Raw genomic sequence first — 14771 nt, forward strand, 5'->3', positions numbered from 1 at the left:
CGATCATTGTCTCTAGCCGATCGACTTGTCGCCCAGGCGCGAACGGACCCGCTCCCCGCAGCAGCAGTCCATGCTGCTGGGATCGGGTTCGCTCACGTCGGCGCAGCCGAGGCAGCAGTCATGCATGAGGAACAATGCCAGATCGCGGATCGCGTCGGGTTCCGCCTTGTAGATGATGCTGCGCCCCTTCTTGGTCGATGAGATCAGGCCGGCGCGGGACAGGATGGTCAGGTGCACCGACATGGTGCTCGCCGGCGTGCCGATGCGTTCGGCAAGCTGGCCAGGGGATAAGCCGTCCGGCCGCGCGCGGGCGAGCTGGGTGAAGACCTCCAGACGGGTCGGCTGCGCGAGCGCGCTCATCACCTCGATCGCTTTCATCTTTTCCACCCCTCTAGAATAGTCGAAGCGACAGCCTCCGCAAGCCGTTCCGGCGTGGCCACACTCGTGAAACGAGCGTTAACCATCAAAATATATTTCGTTGTTACTAGAAAGGTTGAAATAGGAAGCGACGGATCCATATCGTCGCCGTCCGGCCATCCGTCGCCAAGGCCGGGCGAGTGAGCGTCAGAACCACCGGCGACTGGGAGTAGGGCTATGAACGCCATCACTCTGGGCGCGGATCATGGCGCCATGCGGGTCGATTATCCGACCAGCGACATCGACTACCAGGATCCCCTGGATGCGGACGAGCCTAACGACGGCATCGTCGCCACCTCGCGGCGGGGGCTGACCCGTCTCGCTCTCGTCGCCGCCGAGGCGGGCGCCCGTTTCCAGCGTGAGGGGATCGCCCACGATCCCGTGGCCTGGATGCTCGCCCCGCGCCGGCTGTTCCGCGGAGCCGCGGCGATCGAGGCCTGTCTCGAGCGCGACGACTGCATGCGCGCGGTCCTGCTGCACGGGCTCTCCATCGGGCTGGACGCCGCGCCGGCTCGCATCGACGCCCTGCTCGCTGACAGCCCGGGCGACGACGACCTCGGCGGCCCGTGGCTCGGCGGGGAGCGTGGAGGGATCGCGAGCGGTCCGCCCGGTAGTCGCCGGCTGCGCCTCTACAGTGCGGTCGTCGTGATCGCCCGGGGCGGCGAGCTGCTCCACGCCTTCCACGCGTCGGTCGCGCCGTCGGCGGCCGTCGTTCGCGAGCGCATCCGCGCGCGGTTCGGCTCGGCGGCGGCGGGACAGGCCGAGATCCGGGTCGGCTTCGACCCAGACTGCCCCGCGACGATGGGCATGGTGCCGCCCGCCGTCGTCGACACGCTGATCGCCGCCGGCCGCCGGCGCCGCCCCGCCATGCTCCCCGGTCTCGACATCACGGTGGAGCAGCGCCTGCCGTCCTGATCCCGGGCGAGCGCACCAGACGACCGACACCACAATCGAATACGGAGGCAACCATGTCGTTCTCGAACGTCGGGTGCGAAGTCGCGCCCGCGGAAGGCGGCGATTCGTCCGTCCGCATCCTGCACAGGCTCGACGTGCAGGAGGGCCCGACCGGTGAGGGCGCAGGCAAGGGCCCGCATGTTGGGCTGGTGCTCGACGTCGAGACCACCGGCTTGGACTTCGAGCGCGACGCCATCATCGAGCTCGCCGCTCGCCGGTTCCGCTATGACGATGAGGGCGTCATCACCCACATCGACCGGCCCTACGAATGGACCGAGGATCCGGGCAAGCCGATCCCGCCGGAGATCGCCGCGCTCACGGGGCTGCGCGACGAGGACGTCGCCGGCCGGTTCATCGATGACGAGGCCGCGACGCGCCTGTTGCGGTCCGCGACCGTCGTGATCGCCCACCACAGCCGGTTCGACCGCCGCTGGGTCGAGCGGCGGCTGGACGGTGCGCAGGGTCTCGCATGGGCGTGCTCGATGGAGCAGATCGACTGGCGGGGGCGCGGCTTCGACGGGCGCAGCCTCGGCTTCCTCCTGTGTCAGGCGGGCTGGTTCCACGACGGCCACCGCGCGGGTGCCGACGTGGACGCCGTGATCCAGCTGCTGCGCCACCCGTTCGAGGACGGGCGGACGGCCTTGGCGGATCTGCTCGAGCGTTCGGCGAGGCCGAGCTGGGTGGTGCGGGCGGTCGGTGCCGACTTCTCGGTCAAGGATCTGCTGCGCTCGCGTGGTTATCGCTGGGACCCTGCGCGCAAGACCTGGTGGACGGAGGTCAGGGACGACGAGCGCGTGCGCGAGGAGTTCTGGCTGGCGGCCAACGTCTATTCGACCTCGGCGAGGGCGCTGGGCCCGACGTTCGAGGAGATCTCGCCCACGACGAGGTTCCTGTGACCACCGCCGGCCATCGCCGCGGCCACCGGGCCGCCGATCGCAGCCACGTGCTGACGGAGGCGCCCGATGCCGGCGAGGGCTGCTGGCCCGCACTCGACGCGGAGAGCGGCGCGGTGCTGCTCGTGCGCGCCGTGCCCGGCGAGGCGGGCAGGCGCGATGCCGTGTGGAGCGGCGAGGTCGGGCCCGAGCGGGCGCGGTGCGTGTTCGACTGGATGGCCGCGCGGCCGGATCAGTGGGCACTTTGGGCGAGGTTGGCCTGCCTGTTCGGCGAGCACGCCGTCACGTCGGTCGTGATCGATGGTGCGGAACGCGACGCAGAGCAGGCCGCCATCGCGGAGGAGACGGCTCGCCTGAAGGCGGAGGAGCGTTGCAGGCTGCACGAGCGGGTCGAGCTGTTCGTGCTCGACCCGAAGAACAAGCGGCCCGGCCTGTCCCTGGAGAGCGGTGACGAGGACCAGCCGTTCTTCGTCATGCGCTTCTCCGAGAAGTGGGAGCGCGAGCGGGTGCTGGACTGGTTGCGCTGGCAGAAGCCCCGCTTCCGCGACTTCCGGGGCATCGTCGAGACCGAAGGGCCGGTCGCGCTCGAGCGCGTCATCATCGCCGGCATGCGCGAGACCGAAGCCGACGTGAAGCGCCGCGGCCTGGCGTCCGGCGGTCGCCGCCCGCTCCGGTTCTGGAGGGGGGAATGAACATGGTCGGCACGGATCACGATCCTGGGCGCGACCGTCCTACGGCAATCGCCCCGAACGTCTCGGCCGGTGCGTCCGCGGTGATCGCGGAGAGCTTCGCCGGGGAGCCGTCTCCACTGGGACTGAGCACGGCGCTCGAGCTGCGCGGCGGTTCGGGTCGAGACCGCGAGCGGCTCACGTTCGATCTCGGCTTCGGCTGGCAGGAGGAGTTGCGTGCGGCCGTCGGGTGCGGTCTCGCCCGCTTCGCCGGGACCGGGGAAGGTTGGTTCGCCCTCCCGCCGCTGCTGCTTCGCGGCCCCGCAGGCGTCGGGCGCACGCACGTGGCGCGGCGGATCGCCGACCTGGCGGGTCTGCCGCACGTCGGAGTGGCGGTGGGCGGTCCTCTGGGCATGGAGCAGCTGCGGCCGAGCGGCTGCGGACCGGATCTCGTGCTGCCGTCCGCTCCCGTGCTGGCGATGGCGGTCTCGCGATGCGCCAACCCGGTCGTCAGCGTCTACGGCGTCGAAGCGCTCGATGCCGCCGCCCAGGCCGAGCTCGCGCGCATGATCGATCCCGAGACCGCCGGCCGCTGGGTGGACTATGCGTGCGGTGCGACCGTCGATCTGCGGCACGTGAACTGGATGATCCAGGGTCAAGAGCCGGAGGCGCTGACCCCGCATCTCCAGCGCCTGCTCCGACCCGTGGAGCTTCGGCCTCCCCTCGGCCGCGACGTGCCGCTGCATCTCGCCGAGGTGCTGGCCGAGGCTGCCGTCGACCTCGGCGTAATCGACCGCGTCGGCGCACGCGCCGAGGAGGGCATCGCGTATCTTTCCCGTCTGCAGGGCGCGAGCTCGACCTCCCGCATCTACGCCGCCGCGCGGCAGTGGCTCGAAACCCAACTCGGATGATCGAAGAAGAGGAGAAGAAGATGAATAAGGATGAAGGATTCTCGATCGAGATCGACGGCAAGGTGGTGTCCGTCACCGCAGCCACCATCGCGATGAGCAAGGTGCTCGAGCTGTCGGGCATTGGCGGCGAGGGGATCGTCGTCCGCATCGACGGCGGCCGCGCCGCTCACGTCGCGAAGGACTGGCACCTCGAGCTGGTGCCCGACGCCCGTCCAGCCTTCCGAACCTTCCGCGGGACCACGGTTCATCACCTGCGTGTGGCGGGGCTCGTCTGGGATTGGGGCGGACCTGCGATCACGGAGAGCGATATCCGCGCGATCGGCGGCATTGGCGAGGATGTCGACCTCTATATGAACGGCGATGCCGAGCCGCTGCGCCGCGGGTCGGTCGTCGATCTCACCACGCCTTGGCCGCCGCAGATCGATGCGCGCGACGCGGTGCCGGAACGCTCGTCCGTGCCGGTGGTCATCAACGGGCGGCAGGTGCTGCTCGAACGCCCGGACGTGACCTTCGAGGATCTCGTCGGCCTGGCCTTTCCCGGGACCGACCTCGCCAGCGCCTCAAGTCGGGCGCTGACGGTCACCTACCGCCGCGGGCCGCCCGAGCGTCCCGAGGGCTCGCTGCTGTCGCAGGATGCGATCAAGGTCCGCCGCGGCGAGGTGTTCAATGTCAGCGCCACGAACAAGTCGTAGCCCGGACCTCAGGCGCCTTGTCGGCGATGGCTACGACGTGGCCATCGTTGCCGGCTTCCTAGTCGTGCGCGACGTTCCTTACGTTGATCGTCATCGGCGGGTTCGCCGAGGTCATCTCGTGTCGCGCCTCGATCTCGCCGGCGATCGCACGGTCGCGCCGCGTGATCATCAAGCCTGGTTCGGCGGCGCCCTTCCCTGCGACCGTGAGGGCCGCCCCCTCGTCAACATGGTTCATGCCCAGCATCAGCGACGCGACCTCGGCGGCGGCCTGATCGTCGATCATTTGCTGTGCAGCAGGCCGATCGGGCGCGAGTTCGTCGACTATCACGAGAAGATGGTCACGTTCGTGGAGCAGATATCTGCTCATGCGGCGGCGCTCGACCCCACCGCCACGGCCCGCACGGGCAGGATCGTAGCCGCCGGTGCCGGCGAATCGCCGTTCCACTATGTGGACACGGCCACCCCGCGCAGCGGGATCGGCAGGCTGTCCGAGCGCATCGCCGGTCAGACCATCGGGATCGTGGGCCTGGGCGGCACGGGCGGCTATGTGCTAGACTTCGTCAGCAAGACGCCGGTCAGCCGCATCCACCTGTTCGACGACGACCAGTTCCTGCAGCACAACGCCTTCAGGACCCCCGGCGCCGTCGCGCTGGACGAGTTCGCGGAGCGGCGCGCCAAGGTCGATCACTTCGATAGGATCTATTCGCGGCTGCATCGCGGCATCGTCCCCCATCGAATGAGGATGGGGCCCGCGACGCTGTCGCTGCTCGATCGAATGGACTTCGTCTTCCTCTGCCTGGACGAGCCGGCGATCAAGCGCCCGCTGATCGAGCGGCTGGAGGATCGCGGCGTCGGCTTCATCGACGTCGGCATGGGTTTGCAGGCGGCGGATGGTGGACTGACCGGCATCGTGCGGGTGACCACGAGCACGCCGACGATGCGGGATCATGTGTGGGACAGGCGCCGGATCCCCCTGGCTGCCGACCCGGCCGCCGACCCTTACGAGACCAACATCCAGGTGGTCGAGCTGAACGCGCTGAACGCCGCGCTGGCCGTGATCAGGTGGAAGCGGCTCTACGGCTTCTACATGGACACCGAGGCCGAGCACTTCTCGACCTACGCGATCGACGGCAATCACATCGTGAACGACGACCGCCACTAGGCGCGCCTGGCAGCTGCGGCGGTGATCGCTGGAGCGCCGCGGCTGCACGCTTGGAATCGCCCGTGTCACTTAAAGCGCCGTTGTGACAATGTTATCGCGCCGCAGCGGGATCGAGGGGGATGCTGGTGGGTCCGCCGGGGCTCGAACCCGGGACCTCTCGATTAAAAGTCGCTTGCTCTACCGACTGAGCTACGGACCCGCACCAGCGCCGCTGCGCCTAAGCAGAGCGCGGCGGCTGGTCAACCGGGCATTGAGCTGTCGCATGGTCAAACCGCTGATCGGATCGCGCCAGCCGGGCACGATCCGCACCAGCGGGCCCAGAACGAAATCGCGGGTGCGAAGCGCGGCGTGCGGGATGATGAGGCCTGGTTCTGCCCAGCTGCCCCCGCTCCACAACAGGATGTCGAGATCGATCACCCGCGCGCCCCAGCGTTGTCCACGCCGGCGACCGAAGGCCCGCTCGATCGCCTTAAGGCGGCGGAGGAGGTCGCCGGGCGCGCAATCGCTCTCGATCACGGCGACCGTGTTGGCAAAGCGCCTGATCGAGGGGCCGAGCGGCGCAGTGACGATGATCGGGGCAAATACGACGAGGCGGCCGGGAAGCGCGGCCAGCGCGGCGGCAACCTCCGCGGTAGGGGAGCCATGTCGCCCGCGCCGGTTTGAGCCGATTCCCACGACATAGGTTGAGCGCGTCATGCCACTGCGCCTATCGGACGGCGATGGATCACGCACCCTCTGCCTTGCCAGCCACCGAACCGCCGCACGATTGCCTGCTGTGCCCACGCCTCGCCGCCTTCCGCGACGCGCTGCGCAGCGAATACCCGGGTTGGTGGAATGCGCCGGTGCCAGCGTTCGGCGACCCCGATGCGTGGCTGGTGATCGTCGGGTTGGCGCCGGGGAAGCATGGCGCGAACCGCACCGGTCGCCCCTTCACCGGCGATTATGCGGGCGAGTTGCTGTACGCAACGCTCGCCAAATACGGGTTGAGCGAAGGGACCTTCGAGGCGCGGCCTGATGACGGCCTGCAGCTTCGCGGGGCGATGCTGGTCAATGCCGTCCGCTGCCTGCCGCCCGAGAACAAGCCGACGCCGGAGGAAATCCGCACCTGCCGCCCGTTCCTGGAAGCACCGATCGCCGCTTTGCCGAAGGCGAAGGTGTTCGTCGCGCTGGGGCAAATCGCGCATCAATCGACGGTGAAAGCGCTGGGCGGGCGGCTGCCGAAGGCGAAGTTCGGCCATCTGGCGGAACATCGCATGCCGGACGGACGGCTGCTGATCGATAGCTATCATTGCTCGCGCTACAACCAGAACACCGGACGCCTGACGGCACCGATGTTCGAGGCGGTGTTTGAACGCGCGCTGGCCTGCCGCGACGGCTGAGACTGGTAGCGGTGTCGCGGGCACCGTCAGACGGGCGTTGGGGCGGGTGCGGCCTTCAGCGTGTCAACGAAGAAGGTGAGGGCGGTCCGGGCAAACGCCTCCATGTTGGCGATGCGGTCGGGCGATCCGGTGTCGACCGTGATTGCCCGCGCGACGTCCGGCCCCACCACTGCGATGCAGCTGCGGCCCGTCGGCGCACCGCGTGGATGCTGATCGGGGCCGGCGGCGCCGGTTTCGGCGATGCCCCAGTTGGCACCGAAACGGTCGCGGATGCCTCGCGCCTGGAGAAGCGCATAGGCTTCGGTGACGGACTCCATGCCGGTCAGCGCTTCACGCGGCAGGCCGAGCAGGATGTCGCGCCCCTTCAGCGAATATATGACGCCCCCGCCGCGGCAGAAGCGCGTCGCGCCCGGTACCGTTAGCAGCCCTGCCAGGATCAACCCGCCGGTTGCACCATCAGCGACCGCAATCGTCTGGCGTCGCTGGGTCAGCAGCGTGGCTGCTTGTTGCGCGAGCGGGTGAAGGGCGTGGAGCATCGAAGAGCCTTCGTTGTTGGGGCGACACGACCCACCATCCGCGAGTGGGAGCGCAAGCGCAAACCTCGATTAACGTATGGCCCGCTCGGCGGCTGATCCGATGCAGCTATTCCGCGATCGTCGATGATGAATGCGGCGACTTGTCGGGGGCGCCCGGCGAGAACAGCCAGTTCAGGTAGCTTGCGATGCGTATGCCCGCTTGCTTGAGGCGGCCGTCGAGTGCCGAACGATGCTGGTAGGCGTACGACCAGGAGAGTTTGGGGTCCTGCGGGTAGATCTGCTCACGCAGCTTCACGCTTTCGGTCATCCAGGTGTCCGGGCGCGGATCGCTCCAGGCAATGACATCCTCTGGGGTGATCGCGCGCGAGAGGAAGCTCGCATATTCCGAGAAGGACAGCTGCTTCTGTTCGATCAGGCCAGAGTCCCAAAGCGAGTGCAGGTTGGTCGGTCGGTTGAAGAAGGCCACCGGCGTATCGTTGCCGCCGCGATCGTTACCGCGACCGACATGAAGCGGCTGATGCAGGTCGCCGATGATGTGAACGACAAAGCGCAGCGCGGTGCGCTTGTCCTCGATCGACGCCGCCGGATCCTGCAGCGTTGCGGTGAACGCGCCGAGCGCGGTAATCGCGTCGCCTTCGGGTGGCGCCATGCTCGCCTTGTAGGCGTCGCCATGGGCGACGGTGACATAGTGCCACGGGCTGGCCGTCTTCTGCCAGAACGGCGCGGGATCCGACTTCATGTCGTCCGGCCATGTCGCAGCCTCCGCCAGGGTTTCGGATCCAATCAGCAGTTGCACATTGGCCTTCGCCAGCCCGCTCAGATTCTGTTCGGCGATAGCGCCGGTGATGCGGTGGCCGTCGGCGCCCCAGGCGAGGGCGGGGAAGGCAGCCAGCAGCGCGCCGGCGGTAATCAGGATACGCGTCAACATCGCCGCGCGCATAGCGGCGCGAAGCTGAACGGCCGCTATCTGACGGGCGGCGGGATAACGCGGCGTCGATTATATTAGCGGCCGGGAAGCGCCCGGGATCGTGCCTGCTCGTCCCGGTGGATCAACGTTGGAAGGCTAGACCTGGTGCGCGCTTTTCAGATGAGCGGCTGGAGCGGGTGAAGGGAATCGAACCCTCGTCGTAAGCTTGGGAAGCTTCTGCTCTACCATTGAGCTACACCCGCCTGACCAGCGGCTGGCCGCTGATGCCTGATCGCGTCCGCAGTCTGGAACTGCCTCGCGACGGGCGAGCAAGTGCCACGGTTCGGGGTGGGTCGTCAACGTGGATCCGCTGACTTCGTGGCGGAATGAGTCCAGTTGGCGGACGGGCGTGGAAGCCACAGAAGGAGGTTGGGCGGTGGGGTAGTAGAGCCCTGAGCGTTGGTTCGGCGGAACGGTGTGACGGGTGAACGGCGCCGCTGGATCGAAGGCGACGCCGTTGCATTCGGATCAGCGGCCGACGGCTTCCTTTACCTTGTCGGCGGCCTTGGCGAGGAGGCCCTTTTCAGCCTCTTCCGCTTCCGCCTTGGTCTTGAAGGCGGCGCCCTCCGGTTCGGCGGGAGGCGCGTAGACCGAGAACAGTTTCAGCGCGCCGCTGCCCTTGTTGATGATATTATGCTCCGCGCCCTTGGGGATGACCACCATGTGGTTCGCGGTCGCCTTGGTCCGGTGGCCGTCCACGGTGACCTGCGCCTCGCCGGCGACGATGAAGGTGGTCTGGTCGGCAGGGTGGGTTTCGAGGCCGATTTCCTCGCCCGCGGGAATGCTCATCAGCACGACCTGGATCTTGCGATCGCGATAGACCTCCTTCTGCCACAGGTCGTTCTTGGTCGCGAGTTCGATCATGTCCTTGTTGAAGATCGCCATTCCCGGTCCTTTCGATGCCGCAATGCCGCCCAAACGCGCAGGGAAGCGAAGGGATGCGAGCGCCGCGACTGGTGCCGCAGGACGGATGCCAGAGAGCTTCAGCTGGTGCGTTCGGGTATCTCGGCGGCATCCTGTGCGATTGCGTCTGCGGTGGCGACCGCTTCCCACGGGAAGACGAACCAGTCCTTGACCACGCGGCGGTCGATGACGCGGGCGCGGTAGGACACCTGTTGAGCGGACACTTCATTGTCGAGCAGAGTGGCGAAACGGACCGAGCCGGGCTGAGCGCCGGCCTCGTCTAGCCAGGTGCGCAGCAGTCCGAGCGTGCGGCCGGTGTCGTTGATGTCGTCGACGAACAGCAAGCGTTCGCCGTCACGGGTGCGAGCGGCGAGGCGGGTCAGCAGATCATCGCCCGCCTGCGGGGTTTGCGCGGACAGATCGTAGGATGCCATGGGAAGGCCGGTAGCGTGGCTGAGGTAGACGGCCGGCACCAGGCCGCCGCGGCCGATGCCGACAATCAGCGTCGGCTGCCAGTCGGTCGACATCGCGAGCGCTGTCGCCAGCGCCCGAATGTCGGCAACGAAGTCGTCATGGCTGATGAAGGTGTAGATCGGCTGCACAAGTGCCTCGCGTAGATGAAAGTGTCGCCGGGCGATCAGCTGTCGGCAAAGGCCTTGGTTCCGACCACGCCGATAATGATCAGCGCGATAAAGGCGATCTGCACCGCGTTGACCTTTTCATTGAAGATCAGCGTGCCGAAGATGGTGACGCCGACGGCGCCAAGCCCGGTCCACACGGCGTAAGCGGTGCCCGCGGGCAGGCCTCGCATCGCCAGCGCGAGCAGGCCCATGTTCACGAAGCTGAGCGCAATCGGGATCGCCGAAGCGGCAAGGCTGGCCTGCATGGCGGCCCATTTCAGGCTCAAGGCCCAGATGATTTCGGTCACGACGGCAACAGCCAGAATCAGCCACGCCATAGATTTCTCCTGATGCGGGCTCGAATTGGACGTGTCGGCCGGAAACCCGAAAGAGGCCGGACAGCGTGGGCTTGGACACATGGGTCACGAAGCGGATGGCGCGATAAGCTTGTCGGGCGCGCGCGTAAAGCCCGGAGTAGCGCGACGTCGCGCGCTAGGGGGAAGGGGGGCTGCCCCCGTCCCACCGCATAGCGGCAGGACGGGGACAGGCACCCGATCAGCGACGTCTTACCAGATGCGAACGCGGTCGCCGGGGGCGACATATTGCTTCTGGTCGGGCGTGATCTTCCACGCGGCATACCAGGCGTCGATGTTGCGCAGCGGATTGACCGCGCGGATCTGGCCCGGTGCGTGCGGATCGCTGACGAGCTGCTGGCGAAGTGCCTCGTTGCGGAACAAGGTGCGCCAGACCTGGCCCCAGCCGAGGAAGAAGCGCTGCTCCCCAGTGAACCCGTCAAGCACCGGCGCCGGCTTGCCGCCCAGCGATGCATGATAAGCGTCGAGCGCCATCAGCACGCCGCCCAGATCGGCGATATTCTCACCCATCGATGCCTTGGCGTTGATGCGCAGGCCGGGCAGGCCCTCGAACTCATAAGCCTCATACTGGGCGCCATAGCGAGCCGCCTGCGCTTCGAACTTGCGCGCGTCGTCCGCGGTCCACCAGTCGCGCAGCACGCCGGCGCCGTCCGACTTGCGGCCCTGATCGTCGAAGCCGTGGATGATCTCGTGACCGATCACGCCGCCGATGCCGCCATAATTGATCGCGTCATCCGCCTTGGGATCGAAGAACGGCGGCTGGAGGATCGCGGCGGGGAAGACGATCTCGTTCTTCACTGAGTTGTAATAGGCGTTCACCGTCTGCGGGGTCATGCCCCATTCGGCCTTGTCCACCGGCAGCGCGATGCGGTTGCGGCGGTAATCCCATTCGAACCGCGCGGCCCGCTCGGCATTGCCGACGAGGTCACCCGGAACGATGCGCAGGGCGGAATAATCGCGCCACTTGCTGGGATAGCCGACCTTGACGCTGAAGCCTTCCAGCTTCTTGAGCGCTTCCTGCTTGGTCTGCGGGCTCATCCAGTCGAGATTGCGGATGCGACCGGCAAAGGTGCCACGCAGGTTGGAGACCAGCGTGTCCATTTTCGCCTTGGATTCAGGCGGGAAGTAGAGCGCGACGTAATCGCGGCCAATGCCCTCACCGATGCCGTTTTCGGCAAAGGCGACTGCGCGCTTCCACCTTTCGCGCTGCTGCGGCTGGCCGTTCAGGAACTTCGAGCGGAAGTCGAAATGCGCGTCCACGAAGCGCTTCGACAGGAGCGGCGCGATGGCATCGGCCGTGCGGAAGGCCTCCCACGCCTTCAGCGTGTCGAGATTGGTGTCGGCATAGACCTTTGCGATCCCCGGGAAGGCGGTGTTCTGCGCGACGATCACGCGCTCCGCCTTGCCGATGCCGGCGGCCTGCCAGAACGGATCCCAGGCGAAGCCGGGCGCCAGCGCCTTGAGCTCGGTCAGCGTCATCAGATTGTAGGTTTTGTCGCGGTTGCGGCTTTCCGCGCGGGTCCAGTGCGCCTGCGCGAGCTTGGTTTCCATCGCCACGACGTCGTTGGCGGCCTTTTCCGGGTTCGGCCAGCCAGCCATGGTCAGCATCTGCGCGACATATTGGCGATAGCGCGCGACCTGCGACTGGAACTTGGGATCGACGTAGAGGTCGCGATCTCCAAGGCCGAGGCCCGATTGGCGCAGGTAGAGCGCATAGGTGTCGGGGTTCTTCGCGTCATCCGACACGCCCGGGCCGAAGAAGCTGGCGCCGAAGCCGCCGATCGAGCGGCCCATGACCGTCGCCATGGCGTTCTTGTCCTTCACCGCCTTGATCGCGGCGAGGCGCTGAACCAGCGGCTTCGCATCCAGCTTTTCAGCGGCGGCCTCGTCCATGAAGCCGCGATAGAGGATCGCCGCCTTCATCCGATCAGGGTTGGCAGCGTCGTCGGCGCGATAGCTTTCGAGCAGGGTGCGCAGCCGCTGTTCCGACAGGTCGCGCAATACCGCGAAGGCGCCGTAGGAGGAGCGATCCGCCGGGATCTCAGTCTTGTCGACCCAGCTGCCATTGACGAAGCGGAACCAGTCATCGCCGGGGCGCGCCTTGCGGTCCATGCCGGCAATGTCGAAGCCCCAGGCGCCATAGCTTTCGGCGGCGGCGGCCGGCGCTGCGGGTGCGTTTGCCGAAGCGGCAGCGGGCGCGGTCTGCGACTGGCCCTGCGTACCGCGGCTGAGCGCGGGGGTGCCGAACACGACAAGAGACCCGGCGGCAGCAAGAAGAATGTGCTTTTTCGTCAAGAAATAAACTCCCTTGGCACCGCGATTATCATCCGCGGCGCTTATGTCGGTCGATGTGGATGCAGACGCATTAGCCGGCGCCAGCGTGACAGAAGCTGAACGAGTGATGTCCCGTCGACAGATACCAATGGTCCGCCGCCGCGTCACGGGCACGCGGCGGCGGATCAATCGTCAGGTGCGGGCGGCAGCGATATAGGCGTTGACCTGCGCCTCGAGCAGATCGAGCGGAAGCGCGCCTTGGCTCAGCACGGCCTCATGGAAATCGCGGATGTCGAACTTGTCGCCAAGCTCCCGCTCTGCCTTGCGGCGCAGTTCAGCGATTTTCAGCTGGCCGACCATGTAGCTGGTCGCCTGGCCCGGCCAGTTGAAGTAGCGGTCCACCTCGCGTGCGATGTCGGTGTCGGAGACCGAGCTGTTCGCCTTGAAATAGGCAATCGCCTGCTCGCGCGTCCAACGCTTCGAGTGAATGCCGGTGTCGAGCACCAGCCGGATCGCGCGCCAGACCTGAAGCGACAGCATGCCGAAGCGATCATAGGGATCGGTGATGACGCCCATCTCGTCGCCGAGCCGCTCGGTGTAGAGGCCCCAGCCTTCCATATAGGCGCCAAAGCCGCCGAACTTGCGGAACTTGGGAAGGCCGGTCAGTTCCTGCTGACGCGCGATCTGGAAGTGGTGGCCGGGCGCGCCCTCATGCACCGAGATGCCGGCGACCTGAACCTTCTGCGTCTGGTTCATGTCGACCAGATTGACGTAGTAGATGCCGGGCCGCGACCCGTCGGCCGAGGGCGGGTTGTAGAAGGCGGTGGAGGCAGTGCCCTCGCGCCATTTCTCGACCGCGCGCACCTCCAGCGGTGCCTTGGGCAGGACGCGGAAGTAGCGCGGCGCGACCTCCATCACCGAGGCAATGATCTTGCGCGCGTCGGCCAGATATTGCTCACGACCGGCGTCGGTGTTCGGATATTTGAACTTCGGATCGGTTCGGATGTGGTTGAAGAATTCTTCCAGCGTGCCGGTGAAGCCGACCTGCTTCTTGATCGCCTCCATCTCCTGCCGGATCGCGGCGACCTGCTGCAGGCCGATGTCGTGGATCTGATCGGCGGTGAGGCTGGTGGTGGTCGAACCCTTCAGGCGATCGTTATAGTAAGCTGCGCCGTCGGGGAGGTTCCAGGCGCCGAAATTCCCCTTCGACAGCGGCTCGATCTCGTCCAGTGCGACGAACAGCATGTCATAGCCGCGCTTGAACGGGCCGGTCAGCGCAGCGCTGGCATCGGACAGCAGCTTCTGCTTCGTCGCTGCCGGAGCATCGAGCGCAGCGACCTTCTTGCGGAAATCCGCCATCACCGTGGAGTCGGCGCCACCGTCGAACGGCGCGCCGGTGACGACCTTGCGCGCGTCGGCGCGGGCAGGGGCGAAATTGACCTTGTTGGGGATGATGCCGGCCGCCGCCTGCTTGCGCATCGTCGCCGTCACTTCGCGCATCACGCGCTCCGTCTCGCGGAGGCGGGCGATATACGCCTGGGCATCGGCGACACTGTCGACTTTGTGATTGTTGATCAGCAGGACGGGGATGGCACCCGCGGGGCTGCCGTTGGTCGACACTGGGAAGCGCAGGTTGCGGAAGCGGAAGGATTCCCGATCCCGCTCCACCTGATGTTCGAACAGGCGGTAGCTGACCCGCGCGCTTTCACCCAGTTGCTCCGGCTTGAAGCGGGCGCGCATCTCCTTGAGCTGCTGCTCCGCCAGGTCGCGCCGCCTTACGTTCGCCGCGTCCGTATAATCGTCGAGCTTGTCGTAGTTGGTCTTGAACCCGAGGTGGGTCTGCGATTCCGGGCTGAGCGCGAGCTGGGCGTCGAAGGCAGCGTCAAGGAACTGAAGCAGCGCGGCGTCCTTCGCGCCCGGCTGCGCCGCAACCGGCGCCTGGGCGGCGGCGGGAACGGCCGCAACGACAGGAAGCAAGGGAAGAAGCATGAGGGCAAGCGTGCGACGCATCGAAATCTCCT

16 protein-coding genes and 2 tRNA genes are annotated in these 14771 nt (G+C 66.9%); 7 read left to right on the forward strand and 11 right to left on the reverse strand.

All coding sequences use genetic code 11. The features are described from left to right. Positions 1-12 precede the first annotated feature (12 nt). The gene (locus ACH0BU_RS05575; RefSeq protein ID WP_241212523.1) at positions 13-360 is read right to left on the reverse strand and encodes an ArsR/SmtB family transcription factor; all 348 of its coding nucleotides are present in this window, start codon (positions 358-360) and stop codon (positions 13-15) included. Positions 361-594: 234 nt separating this feature from the next. On the opposite strand from ACH0BU_RS05575, the gene ACH0BU_RS05580 reads away from it, so the two are divergent. From ACH0BU_RS05580 to ACH0BU_RS05605, 6 genes are read left to right on the forward strand one after another with little or no spacing between them, the layout of a single operon-like run. Next, entirely contained in the window at positions 595-1332 is a 738-nt protein-coding gene (locus ACH0BU_RS05580; protein ID WP_296220296.1) for a hypothetical protein, read from the forward strand. 53 nt (positions 1333-1385) lie between these two features. Continuing rightward, on the forward strand, positions 1386-2267 hold the full coding sequence (locus tag ACH0BU_RS05585) for a 3'-5' exonuclease (protein WP_125944760.1): 882 nt from the start codon (positions 1386-1388) through the stop codon (positions 2265-2267). Continuing rightward, positions 2264-2956 (forward strand): hypothetical protein, encoded by a 693-nt coding sequence (locus tag ACH0BU_RS05590; RefSeq protein ID WP_125944759.1) that lies wholly within the window; start codon positions 2264-2266, stop codon positions 2954-2956. The genes ACH0BU_RS05585 and ACH0BU_RS05590 overlap by 4 nt, the downstream gene beginning before the upstream one ends. Then, positions 2953-3843 (forward strand): P-loop NTPase family protein, encoded by an 891-nt coding sequence (locus ACH0BU_RS05595; protein WP_125944758.1) that lies wholly within the window; start codon positions 2953-2955, stop codon positions 3841-3843. Before ACH0BU_RS05590 ends, ACH0BU_RS05595 begins: the two co-directional genes overlap by 4 nt. Positions 3844-3863: 20 nt before the next feature. Next, positions 3864-4535, forward strand: a complete 672-nt coding sequence (locus ACH0BU_RS05600) for a multiubiquitin domain-containing protein (RefSeq protein WP_125944757.1) — start codon at positions 3864-3866, stop codon at positions 4533-4535. Then, positions 4510-5697 (forward strand): ThiF family adenylyltransferase, encoded by a 1188-nt coding sequence (locus ACH0BU_RS05605; RefSeq protein WP_125944756.1) that lies wholly within the window; start codon positions 4510-4512, stop codon positions 5695-5697. Before ACH0BU_RS05600 ends, ACH0BU_RS05605 begins: the two co-directional genes overlap by 26 nt. A gap of 123 nt (positions 5698-5820) precedes the next feature. Here the strand turns inward: ACH0BU_RS05605 and ACH0BU_RS05610 are convergent. Both ACH0BU_RS05610 and folK read right to left on the reverse strand, forming a co-directional pair. Next, positions 5821-5896: transfer RNA gene (locus ACH0BU_RS05610), tRNA-Lys, on the reverse strand. After that, a complete protein-coding gene (gene folK / locus ACH0BU_RS05615; protein ID WP_296220302.1) occupies positions 5887-6393 on the reverse strand; it encodes a 2-amino-4-hydroxy-6-hydroxymethyldihydropteridine diphosphokinase in 507 nt (168 codons plus the stop codon). Before folK ends, ACH0BU_RS05610 begins: the two co-directional genes overlap by 10 nt. 23 nt (positions 6394-6416) lie before the next feature. Here folK and ACH0BU_RS05620 point away from each other — a divergent pair, with 23 nt between their 5' ends. Continuing rightward, entirely contained in the window at positions 6417-7076 is a 660-nt protein-coding gene (locus ACH0BU_RS05620) for a uracil-DNA glycosylase (protein WP_296220304.1), read from the forward strand. A gap of 26 nt (positions 7077-7102) precedes the next feature. Here ACH0BU_RS05620 and ACH0BU_RS05625 read toward each other — a convergent pair whose 3' ends face one another. The 8 genes from ACH0BU_RS05625 to ACH0BU_RS05660 form a co-directional block, all read right to left on the reverse strand. Then, entirely contained in the window at positions 7103-7612 is a 510-nt protein-coding gene (locus tag ACH0BU_RS05625; protein WP_500263855.1) for a CinA family protein, read from the reverse strand. Between the two features lie 106 nt (positions 7613-7718). After that, positions 7719-8540, reverse strand: a complete 822-nt coding sequence (locus ACH0BU_RS05630; protein ID WP_500263856.1) for a S1/P1 nuclease — start codon at positions 8538-8540, stop codon at positions 7719-7721. A 168-nt stretch (positions 8541-8708) separates the two neighbouring features. Then, positions 8709-8782: transfer RNA gene (locus ACH0BU_RS05635), tRNA-Gly, on the reverse strand. 265 nt (positions 8783-9047) lie between these two features. Beyond that, positions 9048-9464 (reverse strand): cupin domain-containing protein, encoded by a 417-nt coding sequence (locus ACH0BU_RS05640; RefSeq protein WP_046411395.1) that lies wholly within the window; start codon positions 9462-9464, stop codon positions 9048-9050. 98 nt (positions 9465-9562) lie between these two features. Then, positions 9563-10084, reverse strand: a complete 522-nt coding sequence (locus tag ACH0BU_RS05645; RefSeq protein WP_296218811.1) for a phosphoribosyltransferase — start codon at positions 10082-10084, stop codon at positions 9563-9565. Positions 10085-10119: 35 nt separating this feature from the next. Next, positions 10120-10440: a DMT family transporter gene (locus ACH0BU_RS05650; protein ID WP_125944749.1), complete on the reverse strand. Its 321-nt coding sequence runs from the start codon at positions 10438-10440 to the stop codon at positions 10120-10122. A gap of 228 nt (positions 10441-10668) precedes the next feature. After that, complete coding sequence (locus tag ACH0BU_RS05655) at positions 10669-12771, reverse strand: M13 family metallopeptidase (protein WP_296218810.1); 2103 nt, start codon at positions 12769-12771, stop codon at positions 10669-10671. A 171-nt stretch (positions 12772-12942) separates the two neighbouring features. After that, positions 12943-14760, reverse strand: coding sequence for a DUF885 domain-containing protein (locus tag ACH0BU_RS05660; protein ID WP_197075586.1), 1818 nt, complete (start codon positions 14758-14760; stop codon positions 12943-12945). Positions 14761-14771 lie beyond the last annotated feature (11 nt).

The organism is Sphingomonas olei (assembly GCF_045369765.1).
GTDB classification, from domain to species: Bacteria; Pseudomonadota; Alphaproteobacteria; order Sphingomonadales; family Sphingomonadaceae; genus Sphingomonas; species Sphingomonas panaciterrae.

Excerpts from the sequence above, each read along its gene's own strand:
- ACH0BU_RS05575 (WP_241212523.1), bottom strand. The coding sequence starts at position 360 with ATGAGCGCGCTCGCGCAGCCGACCCGTCTGGAGGTCTTCACCCAGCTC.
- ACH0BU_RS05580 (WP_296220296.1), top strand. The coding sequence starts at position 595 with ATGAACGCCATCACTCTGGGCGCGGATCATGGCGCCATGCGGGTCGAT.
- ACH0BU_RS05585 (WP_125944760.1), top strand. The coding sequence starts at position 1,386 with ATGTCGTTCTCGAACGTCGGGTGCGAAGTCGCGCCCGCGGAAGGCGGC.
- ACH0BU_RS05595 (WP_125944758.1), top strand. The coding sequence starts at position 2,953 with ATGAACATGGTCGGCACGGATCACGATCCTGGGCGCGACCGTCCTACG.
- ACH0BU_RS05600 (WP_125944757.1), top strand. The coding sequence starts at position 3,864 with ATGAATAAGGATGAAGGATTCTCGATCGAGATCGACGGCAAGGTGGTG.
- ACH0BU_RS05605 (WP_125944756.1), top strand. The coding sequence starts at position 4,510 with ATGTCAGCGCCACGAACAAGTCGTAGCCCGGACCTCAGGCGCCTTGTC.
- folK (WP_296220302.1), bottom strand. The coding sequence starts at position 6,393 with ATGACGCGCTCAACCTATGTCGTGGGAATCGGCTCAAACCGGCGCGGG.
- ACH0BU_RS05620 (WP_296220304.1), top strand. The coding sequence starts at position 6,417 with ATGGATCACGCACCCTCTGCCTTGCCAGCCACCGAACCGCCGCACGAT.
- ACH0BU_RS05625 (WP_500263855.1), bottom strand. The coding sequence starts at position 7,612 with ATGCTCCACGCCCTTCACCCGCTCGCGCAACAAGCAGCCACGCTGCTG.
- ACH0BU_RS05630 (WP_500263856.1), bottom strand. The coding sequence starts at position 8,540 with ATGTTGACGCGTATCCTGATTACCGCCGGCGCGCTGCTGGCTGCCTTC.
- ACH0BU_RS05640 (WP_046411395.1), bottom strand. The coding sequence starts at position 9,464 with ATGGCGATCTTCAACAAGGACATGATCGAACTCGCGACCAAGAACGAC.
- ACH0BU_RS05650 (WP_125944749.1), bottom strand. The coding sequence starts at position 10,440 with ATGGCGTGGCTGATTCTGGCTGTTGCCGTCGTGACCGAAATCATCTGG.
- ACH0BU_RS05660 (WP_197075586.1), bottom strand. The coding sequence starts at position 14,760 with ATGCGTCGCACGCTTGCCCTCATGCTTCTTCCCTTGCTTCCTGTCGTT.